Annotated in this window: 13 protein-coding genes; 10 read left to right on the plus strand and 3 right to left on the minus strand. The window is 51.9% G+C overall.

What is annotated here, in order from left to right:
- The first annotated feature begins 25 nt into the window (after positions 1-25).
- From DFP95_RS05485 to DFP95_RS05520, 8 genes are all read left to right on the plus strand, one after another.
- On the plus strand, positions 26-1,813 hold the full coding sequence (locus DFP95_RS05485; RefSeq protein WP_115991575.1) for a cache domain-containing sensor histidine kinase: 1,788 nt from the start codon (positions 26-28) through the stop codon (positions 1,811-1,813).
- On the plus strand, positions 1,810-3,354 hold the full coding sequence (locus tag DFP95_RS05490; protein ID WP_115991576.1) for a response regulator: 1,545 nt from the start codon (positions 1,810-1,812) through the stop codon (positions 3,352-3,354). Before DFP95_RS05485 ends, DFP95_RS05490 begins: the two co-directional genes overlap by 4 nt.
- 115 nt (positions 3,355-3,469) lie before the next feature.
- Positions 3,470-4,759, plus strand: a complete 1,290-nt coding sequence (locus tag DFP95_RS05495; RefSeq protein ID WP_220376328.1) for an ABC transporter substrate-binding protein — start codon at positions 3,470-3,472, stop codon at positions 4,757-4,759.
- 80 nt (positions 4,760-4,839) lie between these two features.
- Entirely contained in the window at positions 4,840-5,733 is an 894-nt protein-coding gene (locus DFP95_RS05500) for a carbohydrate ABC transporter permease (RefSeq protein WP_115991577.1), read from the plus strand.
- On the plus strand, positions 5,730-6,569 hold the full coding sequence (locus DFP95_RS05505; RefSeq protein WP_115991578.1) for a carbohydrate ABC transporter permease: 840 nt from the start codon (positions 5,730-5,732) through the stop codon (positions 6,567-6,569). The genes DFP95_RS05500 and DFP95_RS05505 overlap by 4 nt, the downstream gene beginning before the upstream one ends.
- Positions 6,566-6,889 (plus strand): hypothetical protein, encoded by a 324-nt coding sequence (locus DFP95_RS05510; RefSeq protein ID WP_147304135.1) that lies wholly within the window; start codon positions 6,566-6,568, stop codon positions 6,887-6,889. Before DFP95_RS05505 ends, DFP95_RS05510 begins: the two co-directional genes overlap by 4 nt.
- A gap of 63 nt (positions 6,890-6,952) precedes the next feature.
- Positions 6,953-7,876 carry a phytanoyl-CoA dioxygenase family protein gene (locus tag DFP95_RS05515; RefSeq protein ID WP_115991580.1) on the plus strand — a complete coding sequence of 308 codons (924 nt, stop codon included), beginning with the start codon at positions 6,953-6,955 and terminating at the stop codon, positions 7,874-7,876.
- A gap of 219 nt (positions 7,877-8,095) precedes the next feature.
- Positions 8,096-10,450: a glycoside hydrolase family 95 protein gene (locus tag DFP95_RS05520; RefSeq protein ID WP_181907274.1), complete on the plus strand. Its 2,355-nt coding sequence runs from the start codon at positions 8,096-8,098 to the stop codon at positions 10,448-10,450.
- Between the two features lie 19 nt (positions 10,451-10,469).
- On the opposite strand, the gene DFP95_RS05525 is transcribed toward DFP95_RS05520, so the two are convergent.
- A complete protein-coding gene (locus DFP95_RS05525; RefSeq protein ID WP_181907275.1) occupies positions 10,470-11,327 on the minus strand; it encodes a helix-turn-helix transcriptional regulator in 858 nt (285 codons plus the stop codon).
- A gap of 7 nt (positions 11,328-11,334) precedes the next feature.
- Positions 11,335-12,192, minus strand: coding sequence for an AraC family transcriptional regulator (locus DFP95_RS28630; RefSeq protein WP_147304136.1), 858 nt, complete (start codon positions 12,190-12,192; stop codon positions 11,335-11,337).
- A 129-nt stretch (positions 12,193-12,321) separates the two neighbouring features.
- Here DFP95_RS28630 and DFP95_RS05540 point away from each other — a divergent pair, with 129 nt between their 5' ends.
- Positions 12,322-13,191 (plus strand): phytanoyl-CoA dioxygenase family protein, encoded by an 870-nt coding sequence (locus tag DFP95_RS05540; RefSeq protein ID WP_181907276.1) that lies wholly within the window; start codon positions 12,322-12,324, stop codon positions 13,189-13,191.
- An 82-nt stretch (positions 13,192-13,273) separates the two neighbouring features.
- Here the strand turns inward: DFP95_RS05540 and DFP95_RS05545 are convergent, their stop codons facing one another.
- Positions 13,274-14,140 carry a helix-turn-helix transcriptional regulator gene (locus DFP95_RS05545; RefSeq protein WP_115991583.1) on the minus strand — a complete coding sequence of 289 codons (867 nt, stop codon included), beginning with the start codon at positions 14,138-14,140 and terminating at the stop codon, positions 13,274-13,276.
- A gap of 128 nt (positions 14,141-14,268) precedes the next feature.
- On the opposite strand from DFP95_RS05545, the gene DFP95_RS05550 reads away from it, so the two are divergent.
- Positions 14,269-16,326 carry a beta-galactosidase gene (locus tag DFP95_RS05550; RefSeq protein ID WP_115991584.1) on the plus strand — a complete coding sequence of 686 codons (2,058 nt, stop codon included), beginning with the start codon at positions 14,269-14,271 and terminating at the stop codon, positions 16,324-16,326.
- Positions 16,327-16,329: the final 3 nt, after the last annotated feature.

A 16,329-nucleotide genomic window follows, 5' to 3' on the forward strand; every position in this document is an offset into this window, starting at 1 on the left:
CAAGCCAGAGTACGGGGGTTAAGTCATGGGAAGACCGATCTTAAAGGGCTTCAGTTTCCGTAACAAATTAATCGTTTCCTTCCTGCTCGTCAGCTTATTGCCGGTCCTCATGGTTCAGATGATTTCCTACTATGTCTCGGCAGGGGCAATGGAGAAGAAAATCGATAATCTCGTGCAAGCGAATCTCCTGCAAACGTCCAAAAACTTGGATACCTCCTTGAATGCCTACGCGGATATTTTATTCCAGATCTTCACGGACGACGACGTGATGGAATTGACGAAAGAAATCAATAATCCCCGCACGGAAAGCCCAGAATTAAGCCGCCGGAAACTGATCAACATTCTCTCCAGTTACTCGTATGCCAAAGAAGGGATTCGCAGCGTCGCCATTTTTACAAGCAACGGAACTTTGATTTGCTACGATCAGCAAACGGGAACGCCGTATGAGAACCTATGGTCGGGCGTTAGCGACTTGACAAGCTTGTCCGTCTACCAAGAAGCAATGGCCCATAAGAGCGGAGACCTCATTACGCCACCGGCCCAAATCGATTCGATCTACAGCAAAGGGCAATACGGGTTCCATATCGCAAGGAAATTGAGCGATCTGAACGGGGCAAGCCTGGAAGGAATCGGGGTTGCCGTCATTACCGTGTACGAATCCGTTCTGGCCGATGCCATTAATCTAGCCGCTTCCGATCCTGCGGGAACGGACCGCTTGGATAATCGGAATTTTCTTACCGATAACGAAGACAGGATCGTATCGTCTCCGGATAATGGACAAATGGGTATGAACATTAGCGACGTCACTGGAAAATCCACGATAAGCAATACCTTTTATAACGAAAGAAGCGGACTTACGATCAACAACCTCATCGATCAGAATGAATTGTTCAAAGAGATGTATTCTATGCAACGGCTTAGCTTATACGCCGGAATTGCCGCGTTAGTGCTGTCGGGTATTCTTATTTATTATTTCTCGGGAAGCTTAACCCGTTCGATCCGAACGGTCGTTAGGGCGATGAAGGTCGCGCAGCAAGGCATCTTGAACGTTAAGGTAGATAGCGAAACGCGCGATGAAATATCCGCGATCGCCTTCAGTTTCAATAAGATGATGAATACGGTGAACGAGTTGATGAACGAGACGAAGATGGCGGTAGAGAAGCGGAAGGAAGCGGAGATACGGGCGCTCGAAGCCCAAATCAACCCGCATTTTCTGTACAATACGTTGGATTCGATCAATTGGTTAGCCATCGAGAAAGACGAACATCAAATCAGCCAAATGCTGAAAGGGTTGGCCCAGATTCTCCGTTATAGCGTTAAAGACAGCAATAAGTGGGTCGCTTTACAAGAAGAATTGGAATGGATGAATTCTTATATTTATTTGCAGCAACACCGTTTCCGTTCTTCATTCAGATTCGAGGTCGAACTTGATGAACGCGCGCTCGGCTACCGGGTGCATAAGCTTCTCTTCCAGCCGTTTATCGAGAACTCGATCATTCATGGATTTGCAGGCAGAAAGCAAGGGGGCATCCTTCGCATTAGCGTGATCGTACTGGACGAGCGGTTTTTCGAGGTGAGGATCGAGGATAACGGTACCGGCATGACGGAGGAGAAGCTCGCCGAGATTCTTTCGGAGCGGCAAAAGCATGAGAACTCGCTCACCGGTGGGGGGCTTGGCATTAGAAACGTATTCGATAGAGTGCATATGTATTACGGGCCGAAGGCTAACTGGGAATTGGAAAGCATTCTTGGAGAAGGTACGTCTATTCGAATCGTATTGCCCATTCAAGGGGAAGGAGAGGTTGCTTCATGAGAATAGTCGTAGTGGAGGATGAAGATAACACGAGGGATGGCATCGTCCGACTAATCGGACGAATAAACTCCGCCTACCAAGTCGTAGGCGAAGCGGATAACGGGGCAGACGGTCTGGCGCTTATCGAGTCGGTCCACCCGGATTTGGTCATAGCGGATATTAAGATGCCAAGAATGACCGGTATTGAGATGCTAGAGAAGTCGAAGGCGCAGGGGCAAGCGCACAAAACGATTATTTTAACGGGGTTCTCCGAGTTCGAATATGCGAAGAAAGCGATTCGGATGAGCGTGAGCGATTACTTGGAAAAGCCGATTACGGCAGATGACCTCCGGGAAACGTTGAAGAAAATCGAAATCGAACTTGCCTATCAGCAGCTGTCAGGGATGCCCGAGATCGGATTCGAGGATGCAACGGAGCAGTTACTCGTTCGGTCGGCAACGGAGCCGGACGCGGATCATCGATCGATCGCGCAATACATGCAACGTCAACTGGGCTTTACCGCTGACGCGTGCCCGTTGCTGCTAATGGTTTGTTATCTAGGTGAAGAGTTTACGGCGAACCGGGAGGCTACTAAGGCAAGCCTTTCCCGGCTTTTGGAGCCGATAAGTCGGTATGCCGCGTTCGAGCTTCCCAAGGAGAGAACCGTCGTTGCGGTCGCGCAAGCTAAGGAAGAGTCCTTCGCATGGCCGAATCATATGAACCTGTCCGTCTTGCCCGAGATCCGTGGCGTCGATCGGCATCCTGTCGTTTGCATCGGAGAAATAGCAGACCTCGCGACTTTGCATCGAGATATAAAGGGACTTATGAAACTAGTTAAATGGTCGATTTCTCTCGGGGACGACAGAACCATCGATGAACAGACCGTCGAAGCCGTCATAAAGAAGACTTTGCCCTATCCGACGATTCTGGAGAATAAGTCCGCGCTTGCGATATCCGCATCGAACGGGGGCGAAGTTCTCGAATGCTTCAAGAAATGGACTATGGAATTCATGGGAGAGCACTACGAGCCCTTGCAAACGATCGAAGCCTGCATTCGGTTCGTGTCGTATATGTTACGAATTATCGGAGATCTTCATGGCTTCGAGCTCTCCTATCAAAGTCAGAGCGAATGGCTGCAGAAAATTCGGAACGTATCCACGCGACGGGAATTAATCGGGATTATGGATGAGATCGGGAGCCGGTTTGCGTCCATCGGCGTTTCTTCGGAAGTTCCCGCTTATAGTCTGACTATCCAGAAGGCGGTTCGGATGGTTCACGAGCGATACCAGGACGGAATTAACTTGGACGAGATCGCAAGCTCGTTACATATTACTCCCGAGTATTTGAGTACCCAATTCAACAAAGAAGTAGGAAAATCGTTCTCGGTCTATATCAAGGAAATACGAATCAACAAAGCGAAAGAGCTGCTCTTGGGAGGAGAGTTCAGAGCTTTCGAAGTCGCCCGTAAGGTAGGCTATCCGGATCCGAAGTATTTCTCTCGCGTGTTCAAGGAAGTGACGGGGCTCTCGGCCGGTGATTTTCAGAAACTAAATCCGCTGTAAGCGGTGTCAATCACCTTAGTTTTCTCCACTCTTATTATCGATTTCAAATTTTCAAAGCGCTTTCAAGATCCTACACTTAAGTCGTACCTACCAACACCTTCAAGGGGGCACTACCGTGAAAAAGTCTGCGCTGTGGGCAATGGTCATGTTTTTAATCGTGGTAACCGTTTTAGTCGGATGCGGTTCCAACGACTCGAACGATCAAGCATCGATTGCACCTTCGAAGGATGCGACAGCTTCCGAAGCTACGGATTCGGGCGATAACCAAGAGAAGAAGAAGCTGACGTTATGGTTTTATTTCGAGGGAAAGGAACGGTTCGACAAAATCAAAGTACTGACTGACGGCTACACGAAGCTGAATCCGAATATCGAAATCGAGCCCGTATACATTCCGTTCGCCGATTTCAAAAAACGTCTTTCCGTAGGTCTCGCGGCAGAAGATCTTCCGGATCTCGTCATCATCGACAACCCGGACCATGCCGCTTACGCCGCGATGGGATTGTTCGCGGACATTACGGCTAAAATCCAAGACTGGCCGGACAAAGACCAATTTTTCGAAGGACCTTGGAAATCCGCTTCCTATGACGGCAAACAATACGGCATCCCGCTTGGAAGCAACAACCTGGCCTTATTCTACAATGAGAAGATGTTAGCGGATGCTGGCGTTAATCCTCCGCAAACCTGGGAAGAATTGAAGGTCGCCGCGAAAAAACTCTCCCAAAACGGCGTCACGGGAATCGGTATAAGCGCACCCGCGAACGAAGAAGGAACGTTCCAATTCCTTCCATGGCTATTATCTTCAGGCGCAACCTTCGATAACTTAGGCGGTCCCGAGGGAGCCAAAGCGTACGGTATACTCGCGGATCTGGTCAAAGACGGCTCGATGAGCAAGGAAGTCATTAACTGGACGCAATCGGACGTTATGAAGCAATTCGCGGCAGGGAAATTAGCGATGATGATTAATGGCCCTTGGCAGTTGCCCGAACTCTCGACCACCGTGCCCGATTTGAAATTCGGACTTTCCTTTGTTCCCAAGGATAAAGAGTACGCATCTGTGCTCGGAGGCGAGAATCTTGGGGTAGTCAATGGCAAGAACGTGGATGAAGCGGTCTCCTTCATCAAATACGTCGCCTCTCCGGAAGTGATTAAACCATTCGCGGAAGGCTTCGGATACTTCCCTTCGCGCAAAGACGTGGCTGCCGACCCATACTGGACCGATAATGCGCAATTGAAAGTATTCGCGGAAAATATGAAGTACGCTCAACCGCGCGGTCCTCATCCGAAATGGCCCGAGATATCCAATGCCATTTCCGAAGGTCTTGCCAAAGCCTTGACCGGACAAAGCACTCCGGAGGATGCGGCCAAGGGAGCGCAAGAGAAAATAGACGCAACGCTAGGCAAATAACGACTTCGGCGAATAAGAAGATTGGAGTGCATGTATCACGAACATGCACTCCGATTGTATTCCAAGGGCGGTGACAGAAGATGGCAAGATCGACGCAAAGATTAGCAGGATATTTATTCGTTTTACCGGCGCTTATTTATATGTTGTTTTTCGTAGGTTATCCGATCTTCGATAATTTCCGGTTAAGCTTGTATGACGTTAACGTAATGAATGTATCGCAGGGGACTCAGCCTTTCGTGGGCATGGATAATTATAAGGAATTGTTCGGCGAGGGTATTCTCGGTACGGCTTTAATTAATACGTTAATCTACACGGTGGCATGCATTGTCCTTCAATTCGTTATCGGATTGGCATTCGCCATGTTTTTCGCGAAGCCGTTTCGAATGGCTCAGAGACTTAGAGGAATTGTTATGATTAGTTGGTTGCTTCCGGCTACGATAACCGCGATGATGTTCAAATTCATGTTCAGCACGAACGGCGGGATCATTAACGAACTGTTGACTAAGTTTCATATTCCGGGGAGTCCCGTAGAATGGTTGGTTACGCCCGTCCCCGCTATGTTCGCTCTGGTTCTAGCAAACACATGGATCGGAATCCCGTTTAATATGATTTTGTTGACGACGGGTCTCACTACGATTCCGAAAGATATTTACGAGAGCGCGTCCATAGACGGTGCCGGAGCCTTTCAGAGATTTTTCCGGATCACGCTTCCCCTATTAAAACCGGCAATCTTATCGCTTCTGGTACTCGGTTTCATCTATACTTTTAAAGTGTTCGAACTCGTGCTCATCATGACTCACGGAGGGCCGGTAAACGCCACCCAGATGATGTCCACGTATGCATATAAGCTGTCTTTCGACGAGTTCAACTTTAGCCTTGGAGCAGCGACATCGAATGTGATGTTCCTCGTGCTCTTCGTCGTCGGTTTCCTGTATTTGCGGTTGGTCCATAAGGAAGAGGTGAGCGGATCATGAAAATGAGAGTCCGTTCGTCTTGGTTGCTTCCGTTCGCCGGAGTGATCGTCGTCGCGCTATTCTTGTTTCCGGTTTATTGGCTAGTGGTTACGTCATTTAAGACGGAGGGAGAGATATTCCGGTCCCCTCCTACTTGGTTTCCGGAAACCTTGTATTTCAAAGCCTATTCGGAGCAGCTCTCGAGTTCATCGTACGATATATTCGAGGGTTTCAGGAACAGCGCGATTATCGCTTTCGGGGCTCTTGCGATTTCGACGTTGCTAGCGATTCCGGCTTCCTATGGATTAGCCCGATTCAAATTTCCGGGCAGGCACGCTATCCTGCTTCTATTCTTAGTCACCCAGATGCTGCCGGCATCTTTGATTCTGACCCCGCTGTTTATCCAGCTTAAGAACTTGGGTCTGATCGGCCCGTCTTATTGGGGGACGATTCTGGCTAATGCGACGGCGGGGATTCCGTTCTCCGTGGTTACGTTGAGAACGTATTTCGCCTCGCTGCCGAAGGAATTAGAGGAATCGGCTAAGATAGACGGATGCGGCATACCGACTACGTTTCTTCGCATTATGATTCCGATTGCGATTCCGGGGGTTGTCGTAGCCATGGTTTTCTCTTTTCTGTTCGCTTGGGGAGATCTTGTGTACGGGATGACTTTTATCGGTAAAGAGGACATGAGGCCCCTAACGGCCGGAATTTATAATTTCTTAGGTTTCCAAAGCACGTCTTGGAATAATACCATGGCTTTCGGAACGGTCAGCATTATCCCGGTCATTCTCATTTTCGTTTTTATCCAACGATATATCGTCAGCGGACTCACGAACGGCGCCGTTAAAGGTTGACAGCCCCATTTACGTGTCGGACGGTTACGGCCAGAGCTATAGTCACCAATACGACGCTGCCGGCGAGCGGACTTCAAGTGTTTACGATGGACGGCCGGCACAAGCGCTTTATCGACGATAACATGGATGCGCCTTGCAGCTTCTATTATTATGGGGACGAAGTCGTCTTCCCGGACTTGAATAGCCGCGTCACGATCCTGGATCGGAACGATAAACGGAGCCGAATGGACGCAATTTGGCCGGATCACGAAGCTCGCGCGTATTTAATCGCGGCTTTTTCTCAAAGTGCTTTTGGCAACCGAATTGGCTATTTCGGCTAAAGATTTTTGTGTCGCCATTCGTTAATCTAAGGTTGTAAACGACTTTAGAGGAGGTTGGCATTCATGGGAGCCACGAACGAATCGCTACCGAATTCGGAAGCGAACGCGGCGGTGCAGGAAGCCATTACGGAAGAACAAGCCAAGTTTTTCTTGGACAACGGTTATCTGGTCATCCGGAACGTGCTGTCCGCCGAAGAACTAAGGTTGCTGAGGGAACAGACGCAAGGAGTCGTCGATAAAGGAATAGCGGGCGAAGGCGTCGACGAGGATTATCTGTATCGCGTGCGCGGCAGCGGCGAACGAGTCTATTGGCGGACGGAGTACGTCATCGATAAGCTGGACGCGACGAAGGCTTTGCTCGGACATCCGTTCATCCTGAAGTCCGTCGAGAAGCTGCAAGGGAACAACTTCGTCCCGACTTGGGATTCCCTTGTCGTCAAGATTCCGAGCCAAGCGGCTAGCGTGCCTTGGCATAGGGACGCGGAGGTTCCGGTAGGGTGCGCCGATCCCCGGCCGATCTTCAATGTCGACTTCTATCTGGACGATGCGGACGAGAAGTCTTGCTTATGGGTAATTCCCGGCAGCAACCGCTGGGATCCCGGGAGCGCTAGCGAACGTTGCGCGCGGCCGGGCTTCGACTTCGACGGGGCGATCCCCGTGCAGTTGACGGCCGGCGACGTGATTTTCCACGATATTCAGCTCCTGCACGGATCTCCCGAAGGAGAGGGCAACGCTTTGCGCCGAACCATCTATTACGAATTCCGTTCGGGGGAGATCGAAGTCGAGTTCGGGCCCCATACTCTGGAGTACTTGACAATTAAGCAACGGTTGCTGAACGATTGCATAGACAGACGTAAGCAAACCCTATACGGGGCATCGGAGAAATCGTTCGAATATCGTCCTGCCGGCGCTCTGGCGTTGGCTGGAGGAGAGGTGCCGCCGCAAACCGAGTATCGCTATCCGCACGAGAAATATTGGAGAACTTAGTCCTTATCCATAAGAGAGTCAAACAAGAAGCCGATGAAAATTCAGGAGTACTTCCTGATCTCAGCGGCTTTTCTATTTCTTGAACACAGTCTAAGGCGATGAAGGTTAATTATGTACTCTGAAATGTTAAGATCGGGCATGTCCAACCTAACGCGCGATGGTTACAATGAAGGAATAGGCGCTCGGCGTCGACAGTCAGCATATAACGAACAGGAGTGCATGAATTTGAAATTACAGTATCGCGTTCCCGCATCGACATGGACGGAAGCGCTTCCCATTGGTAACGGCAGGCAGGGAGCCATGATCTTCGGCGGAGTGGAAAGCGAACGGCTGCAGTTAAACGAGGATACTCTATGGTCCGGGCCGCGCAAGGAATGGAATAATCCCGGAGCACTGGAAGCTTTGCCTCAAGTCCGCGAGCTTCTGGCTCAAGGAAAGTTCGTCGAAGCGGATCTCTTGTGCAAGAAAATGATGGGGACATACACGCAAGCTTATTTGCCTTTCGGAGATTTGCATCTGAATTTCGAGCACGGGGATGTTACAAAAGGCTATAGCAGGGAACTGCGGTTGGACGACGCTTTGTCCTACGTTCAATATACGATCGGAGACGCGACTTATTCTCGCGAAGCATTCGCCTCGAATCCCGATCAGGCGATCATCATAAGACTTCAGTCGAGCAAACCAGGCAGATTGAGCTTTCAAGCCAAGCTGGACAGTGCCTTGCGGCATTCGACTTCGGCTGACGGCGGTTCGTTCCTCATCTCGGGAGTGGCGCCCGAATACGTGGCGCCGAGCTATCGAACCGTGGACGAGCCGATCGTGTACGGGGAGGAAGGGACGTCGCAAGCGATTCGGTTCTGCGGTCGCTTGGGAGCGGTGCTCGAGGGCGGGGTTATGGAAATCGACGCAGGCGGTCTTCGGGTAAGAGGGGCAACGGGCGTTACGCTGATCTTCTCCGCCGCGACCAGCTTCGCGGAAGGACAGGACCCGTTGTGTTTGTCCGCGGACAGATTGCATGCGGCGATGTCATCCTCCTACGAGGAGCTGCGCAACAGGCATATCGCGGACCACCAGTCGCTATTCGATCGTGTTTCCTTGGACTTGGGCAAATCTTCCGCTCCGGAGGATCTTCCTACGGACGAGAGAATAGCGAACTTCGGAGTTCGCGATCCGGGTCTCGCGAAGCTTCTTTTCGATTACGGCCGTTACCTGATGATCGCGAGCTCCCGCCAAGGGACGCAAGCGGCCAACCTGCAGGGTATATGGAATTCGACTACGCGTCCGCCTTGGAGCAGTAATTATACGATTAACATCAATACGGAGATGAATTATTGGCCGGTCGAAACTTGCGGTTTGGCGGAGTGTCACGAGCCGATGTTGGATCTTATCGAGAAGTTAGCGCATCACGGCAAGGAAACGGCGCGCGTACATTACGGCACGAGAGGATGGACGGCCCACCATAATGCCGATATTTGGGGACATACCGCTCCCGTCGGCGACTTCGGAGACGGAGACGCGGCGTGGGCCATGTGGCCGATGGGCGGCCCATGGGTCGCTCAGCATTTATGGGAGCATTACGCTTTCGGTAGAGATATGGCTTATTTACGGGATAGAGCCTATCCGATCATGAAGGATTCCGCCTTGTTCTGCCTGGATTTCCTGTACGAGGACGAACAGGGACGGTTGATCACGGGCCCGTCCACGTCCCCGGAGCATAAGTTCGTTACGAAGGACGGGTTAGCCGGGGTTAGCGTCGCCTCCACGATGGACATGTCCATCATCTGGGATGTGTTCACGAATTGTATCGAAGCGTCCGAAATTCTGGATATCGACGCCGAGTGGAGAGCGCAATTGACCGAAGCGAGAGAACGGTTATTCCCGATGCAGATCGGCAAGTATGGCCAATTGCAGGAGTGGTACAAAGATTTCGAGGACGAGGATAAGGAGCATCGCCACGTATCCCATCTTTTCGGAGTGTATCCCGGCCGACAACTGACGGCGGAAGGCACGCCCGAGCTATTCGCCGCCGCTCGTCAATCGCTCGAGAGGCGGGGAGACGGCGGAACGGGATGGAGCCTTGGCTGGAAAATCGGCTTATGGGCCCGTTTCGGCGAAGGTAATCGTGCCTACGGAATGCTGAATAACTTGCTGCAGCTCGTGAATGAAAACGAGAAAATGAATTTTCATCTAGGCGGAGTATACGGCAACTTATTCGATGCTCATCCCCCCTTCCAGATCGATGGCAACTTTGCCGCCACCGCCGGTATCGCCGAGATGCTGCTTCAATCCCATCAAGGGTTTTTGCGGTTGCTTCCATCGTTGCCGGACGCTTGGCCGACGGGCTCCGTCAAGGGATTGCGGGCTCGCGGCGGCTTCGAAGTCTCGATCGCATGGCATGCCGGGAAGCTTAATAGCGCAGTAATCCGCTCCCATTCCGGAGGTGCTTGCGCTGTTCGTTCGGTAGGAGCGATATTCGTTCAAGACGGGAACGGCGTCGAGATTCCGACGGTTGCTCTGGCGGATGGAGCCTACGGGTTCGATACCGTCGTCGGCGGTACTTATATCATTCGATAGTTATATTCGCTGATGGGCATCAAGAATAGATCAAATTAGAACAAAACTGGGATAAACTTTGCCCGGTTTTGTTCTTGTACATGCGCCCGAACGTATGAACGTCGGAATAACCGACTTTAAGGGCGATTTCCCCGATGGAGAGATTCGATTGAATGGCCAGCTCTTTGGCTTTGGCGATCCGAATCCAAGTCAGGTACTGCATAGGCGACATGCCGATGTGCTTGCGGAATAAGGCTAGAATGTAATTTTTGGAGAGTCCCGACACGTTCTCCAGTTCTTCGATTCGGACTTCGCGGTCGAAATGTTCGTGGAGATAGTTTTTAACTAACACCAGCTTGGGCATCGGGTTGGCATCGGTCTTCCTCCGTTCGACGCCGGACCTGCCCCACGCCGCTGCTTCCGCTAGAATTCGCATCAATAAGCTTTGGCACAGAACTTGGTGTACGAGTCCGGGCTGGCGATAATGCGTCACGAGCAGGGAAAGAAGGGATTCCACGGGATGTCCCGAGAAATTCCCTAGATGATGGCCGTGCTGAAACAAGTCGTCGTAGGGGAAAGCGCTAGCCCCGAAGTGAAAGACGACGGATATGCAAATATAGGGCTGATCTTCGGCCGGCAAAATAGAATGGCGTTCATGCGGACGATGGAACAGCAAGTCGCCTTTGCGGGTTTCGTAGGGAATACCGTTAATCGGGTATCGGCAATAACCGTCGACGACGTACTGAAGAACGAACTGCGTCATCTCGCGGTCGCGGATTTCCCAGCCCTTGGGGGCGTTGAACATGTGGGCTAGCGTAATATACGGCGGAAAATAGTAGTCGGGCAGCTTTCCGATCGTATCCGCGGGTTGCATGCCGGACCAGTCTTTTCGTTCCATGGCCGCCTCAATCCTTTCTTCTTCGGAATTCGGTAGGGGATACACCATGGTACAGGGTAAATTGCTTCGTAAAGTGATGGATGGACGAATAGCCCAGATCCATGGCGATATCGGTGACGGAGCGATTGCTTTCCCATAGGGAGGCTTTCGCTTGCTTCATGACCGATTGGGTCCAATACGCTTTGGGGGACATGCCGGTAGCTTGCTTGAACAAGTTATGGAAATGCGTTTTGCCCAGGTGGGACTCCGTAAGCCAGTCTTGATAAGATTGGCCTCGAGCGGCTTCGCGGTCGATTCGTTCGATAATGGGAGCTATTCGGTAATCGGTATGATGATCGTTTTCGGCGATTTGAGCCAGCTCCAGGAGAAAAGCCTTAACGAGACTGCTTGCGATTATACGGTTGTAGGAATCCGATTCGCGACCTAAGGTTACGGCATGGGCGAAAAGAACCCTGATCGCGTCTTGATGCTGTAGACGATGCAGAACGGATAGCTCGTCCAGCTCCGGGCAGGGAATAACGGACGTTAACAGTTCCTCGTCGAAATCGGATTGTTGCCATACCAGATGGTGCGTCGAGTTAACCGGAAGCTCGTTCCATAGCTCGCAGTATAAATTATAAGTAGAAAGGGGATCGTCCGGTCTGGAGTAAAGGGAGTGAGGGACACCGGGTTTAATGAATATCAGGTCCCCCTTCTTGACCGGATAGGTACGGTCGGCGCATTTCACGGTGCCTTTGCCGCCGTCCACGAGATGAAAGGCGTAACAGTAACCGATTCGGGTCGCTTCGGTCGGATTCTTATCCGCGGGCAATAAATAGTAGTGGGCAACCCGGACTAGCGGGTTGATCGCAGAAATTCCCTGCACCTCGCACCTCCTTGAATCGAAAGATTGCGGAATAAACGACAAATGAACGAACCGGATTACAAATACAAGGATTTGATCGCATGCTATTATTTTCTCATATTCCAATACATGATGGAAGGTGAGATTCGGATGACAAACGTAATAACGGGTGGAAGTTTGACTAAGGAACAAATCGAGTTTTACAACGTGGAAGGATATATCGTTCTACCGAATCTCTTAACGGACGAGGAGCTAATGCCCGCGCGGGAAGCGATGAATCGGAAAGTATCGATGATAGCCGACGAGTTGCTGCAGAACGGGCTCATCGAACATAAATTGGAGCATCGTCCGTTCCGTTACAGGCTGGCCGAATTGTTTCAACATTTGAGCGCCGACGATTTTCTGAAATACGGCAGAAGCTGGCGGGATCGCATACCCGGTTATTTCCGCCTCATGAGCAATCCTCGCATATTGGATGCCGTCGAATCCTTGATCGGCGGAGAGGTATTCTCGAATCCCGTCTACAACGTCCGACCGAAGATTCCGAGAGTCGCGGCCGGCGCGGTGCCTTGGCATCAAGACAAGTCTTACTGGCCGGATGCGAATTCCAATCCCGTTATCACGGTATGGATTCCGTTGGTCGACGTCAACAAGTTGAACGGTTGTTTGCATATCAAACCGAGAACGCATAAGAAACGGTTGCTGAAGTGGCATCAGGAAACCGAGACAGGCACCGGATATACGAGCTTGAAGGAAAGCCAGCTGGGCAAGACGGAAACGGTCGTGCTTCCGATGACCGCGGGCAGCGCCGTTCTGTTCAACGATCGGTGCCTTCATATGTCTACGCCCAATTTATCGGATGAAGTACGCTGGAGCGTTGATCTGAGATATCAACCCGTCGATCAGGATCCGATGACGGCGCATGGAGCAGGTTTCCTGGCTCGAAGCAGAAAGCATCCCGAGCGCGTCGCCACGTTGGAAGATTGGCTGGCTGAGCGGCCGGAGCATCGGGAGGAATAAGAGCGCATAGGTGGACCCGAGAGCCGAAAAAGACGGCGGCGAGAATGCGTTTACGTCTGGAAGTCTTTAAAGTCCTCCGAAGCTAGCTTTCGGATTTCATATTCCCGCGACCCCCTTTCAGAAATTGTTTGGGGGTCGTTCCGTATGTCCGCTTGAACATGCGAATGAAATAACTCGTTTCCATCCCCAATTGCTGTGCTACTTTCTCGACGGCGATGCCCGGTTGGTCGCCGAAGAGCTGGATGGACCTGCGCATGCGAAGCCGCAAGATATATTGCTGCGGCGTTACGCCGAAGCTTGCCACGAACAAGCGGTGGAAATGCTGGACGGAATATCCGACGGCTCTGGCGACGTTCGAAAGCAGGAGTCGCTCGTTGTAGTGGTCGTGAATTAGCTTCACGGCCGAATCAAGAGCGTTGTTCGGCTGCGCGACCGGCGAGGTATCGAGTCCGTCTTTCCTAATCGGGGTTTGGCCTTCCAGCAAAGTGAGCGCCATATTATAAATCCTCTTCGAAGTCTCCCAGTAGGCGTGTTCGCCGTTTAGGCTTATGAGATGCCATAAAGAAGCCAACTGATCCCACAAATCGTGAAAATTAGGAGCCGGCAGCACGGTTAGAACGAGCTCGTTCATTTGCTCCATCAACGAGGGTGCGGCCTGTCCGTTAAAGGCGACGAATCCTAAGTCCCATGGTTCTCCGCCGGATTGCTCGGGAAAGTAGGAATGCGGGATGTCGGCGGGCAGAAGGAGAAACGTCCCCGGAGTCATCGGAAGATCACGCCGTCCTTCGATGCGGAACGTTCCCCTGCCGCTTCTGGACAGGAAAAGCTGGTGCGCCGCATATCCATTCGCGCGATCGAGCTGCTTCTGTTCGTGGCTTCCGACGCAACAAACGTAGAGCGGCAGCGATTTCTCCCGATTGGCGAATTCCGCGAGCAAGAACGGCATCATTGCACTCATCAACTCCATGTTAGGATCGTACGATTATTAGGTGGTTCTATTCTATAAGTATAAGCGATTATTGATCTATGATAATAGCGAATGAGAGAATATGACGATTAAAGAAGGAGCGAAATAGAATGACGAAGAAATTCCCTCCCATAAGCGGCAAGCTACCTGTAATGATGCACGGCGCAGATTACAATCCGGACCAATGGCTCCACGACCCTACAATCTTCGAAGAGGATATCCGTTTGATGAAGCTGTCGGGCTGCAACGTCATGGCCGTCGGGATTTTCTCGTGGACGGCGCTCGAGCCTAAGGAAGGCGAGTTCGCCTTTGAATGGCTGGACAAGGTGCTGGATACGTTCGCGGATAACGGAATCTACGCTTGGCTTGCGACTCCGAGCGGCGCTCGCCCGGCTTGGATGTCCGAGAAATATCCGGAAGTGCTGCGCGTAGAAGCTAATCGCGTCAGAAACCTGCATGGAATGAGGCATAACCATTGCTACTCATCGCCGATCTACCGCGAGAAAACAGCGATCATGAACGGCAAGCTAGCCGAGCGTTACGGCAACCATCCGGCGGTCGTCGGTTGGCATATTTCCAACGAATACAGCGGCGAGTGCCATTGCGACTACTGCCAGCAACAATTCCGTATATGGCTGCAGAACAAATACGGTACTCTCGAAAAGCTTAACTTCGCATGGTGGACTTCGTTCTGGGCGCATACGTATACGGATTGGAAGCAGGTCGAATCCCCGGCTCCGCATGGGGAGTTCGCGGTGCACGGGCACAATCTCGATTGGCGCCGTTTCGTGACGGACCGAACGGTCGACTTCTGCCGGCACGAGATCGAATCGGTTCGCGGGGTTAACCCCGACTTGCCCGTCACGACCAACATGCATATGATCGACGGCATCGATTACCGTAAGCTCGCCGCGATCGTAAACGTCATCTCCTGGGACGCCTACCCAACGTGGCACAGCCGGCAAGATGACAGCCAACTAGGATCAACCTTCGCGTTCCATCATGACATGTATCGTTCGCTGAAACGTAAGCCCTTCCTATTAATGGAGAGCGTCCCGAGCGCGACGAATTGGCAACCGGTAAGCAAGCTTAAGCGTCCCGGCATGCACAAGCTTTCCTCGTTGCAGGCCGTCGCCCACGGATCGGATTCGGTGCAATATTTCCAATGGCGCAAGAGCCGGGGAGCGAGCGAGAAGTTTCATGGCGCCGTCGTGGACCATATCGGACACGAGCATACGCGAGTGTTCCAGGATGTTGCGGAGCTTGGTCGCGCATTGGCCGGAATTTCGGAAATCGTCGGAGCTTCGACCCCGTCCGAAACGGCGATCCTATTCGATTGGGACAATCGCTGGGCGGTTAACGACGCGGCGGGCCCGCGCAACGCGGGCATTCACTACGAGGAAACGGTTATCGCGCATCATCGGGCGTTCTGGAAGCAAGGAGTGCCGGTAGACGTCATCGGATCGGAAGAGGATTTCTCCTCCTATCGGTTAATCGTCGCACCGATGCTGTACCTTTGCACGGAAGAGACGGGCCGTAAGCTGGAGAAATTCGTGGAGAACGGAGGTACGCTAGTCACTACATATTGGTCGGGTATCGTGGACGAGCACGATATTTGCCATCTGGGCGGATTTCCGGGACCGCTAAGGAAGACGCTCGGGATTTGGGCGGAGGAGATCGAAGGCTTGTACGACCATGATGTGAATGGAGTTAAGATGACCGAGGGCAATGAGCTGGGCTTGAACGGTTCGTTCGAATCGCATGAAGTGTGCGAGATCGTCCATCCGGAAGGTGCCGAAGTGCTTGGCGTCTATACGGGAGATTTCTACGCCGGAAGTCCCGCTTTAACTTTGAACCGGTTCGGTAAGGGTCGCGCCTATCATATGGCTACACGCCTGAAAGACGATTTTCTTGGCGAATTCTATAGAAAATTAGCGGATGACGTAGGATTGGCGCGGGCGCTGAATGCCGATCTCCCTTCGGGAGTGACGGCCCAAGTCCGGACGGACGGAGCTTCCGATTACGTCTTCCTCATGAACTTCAGCGGGCAAGAGAAAAGCGTCTCCTTGGATAACCGCGTATATGCCGATCTCGAAACCGGCGAAACCATGGACGGCGGTATCGCTCTTCCCGTCAACGGAGTCCGCGTCCTGAAACGAAAGTCATAGGCC

This window comes from Cohnella lupini (assembly GCF_003386205.1).
Taxonomy (GTDB): Bacteria; Bacillota; Bacilli; order Paenibacillales; family Paenibacillaceae; genus Cohnella; species Cohnella lupini.

Coding starts and splice junctions, on each gene's coding strand:
- DFP95_RS05490 (WP_115991576.1), top strand. CDS start 1,810: ATGAGAATAGTCGTAGTGGAGGATGAAGATAACACGAGGGATGGCATC.
- DFP95_RS05500 (WP_115991577.1), top strand. CDS start 4,840: ATGGCAAGATCGACGCAAAGATTAGCAGGATATTTATTCGTTTTACCG.
- DFP95_RS05505 (WP_115991578.1), top strand. CDS start 5,730: ATGAAAATGAGAGTCCGTTCGTCTTGGTTGCTTCCGTTCGCCGGAGTG.
- DFP95_RS05550 (WP_115991584.1), top strand. CDS start 14,269: ATGACGAAGAAATTCCCTCCCATAAGCGGCAAGCTACCTGTAATGATG.
- DFP95_RS05525 (WP_181907275.1), bottom strand. CDS start 11,327: ATGGAACGAAAAGACTGGTCCGGCATGCAACCCGCGGATACGATCGGA.
- DFP95_RS05545 (WP_115991583.1), bottom strand. CDS start 14,140: ATGATGCCGTTCTTGCTCGCGGAATTCGCCAATCGGGAGAAATCGCTG.
- DFP95_RS05540 (WP_181907276.1), top strand. CDS start 12,322: ATGACAAACGTAATAACGGGTGGAAGTTTGACTAAGGAACAAATCGAG.
- DFP95_RS05515 (WP_115991580.1), top strand. CDS start 6,953: ATGGGAGCCACGAACGAATCGCTACCGAATTCGGAAGCGAACGCGGCG.
- DFP95_RS05520 (WP_181907274.1), top strand. CDS start 8,096: ATGAATTTGAAATTACAGTATCGCGTTCCCGCATCGACATGGACGGAA.
- DFP95_RS05485 (WP_115991575.1), top strand. CDS start 26: ATGGGAAGACCGATCTTAAAGGGCTTCAGTTTCCGTAACAAATTAATC.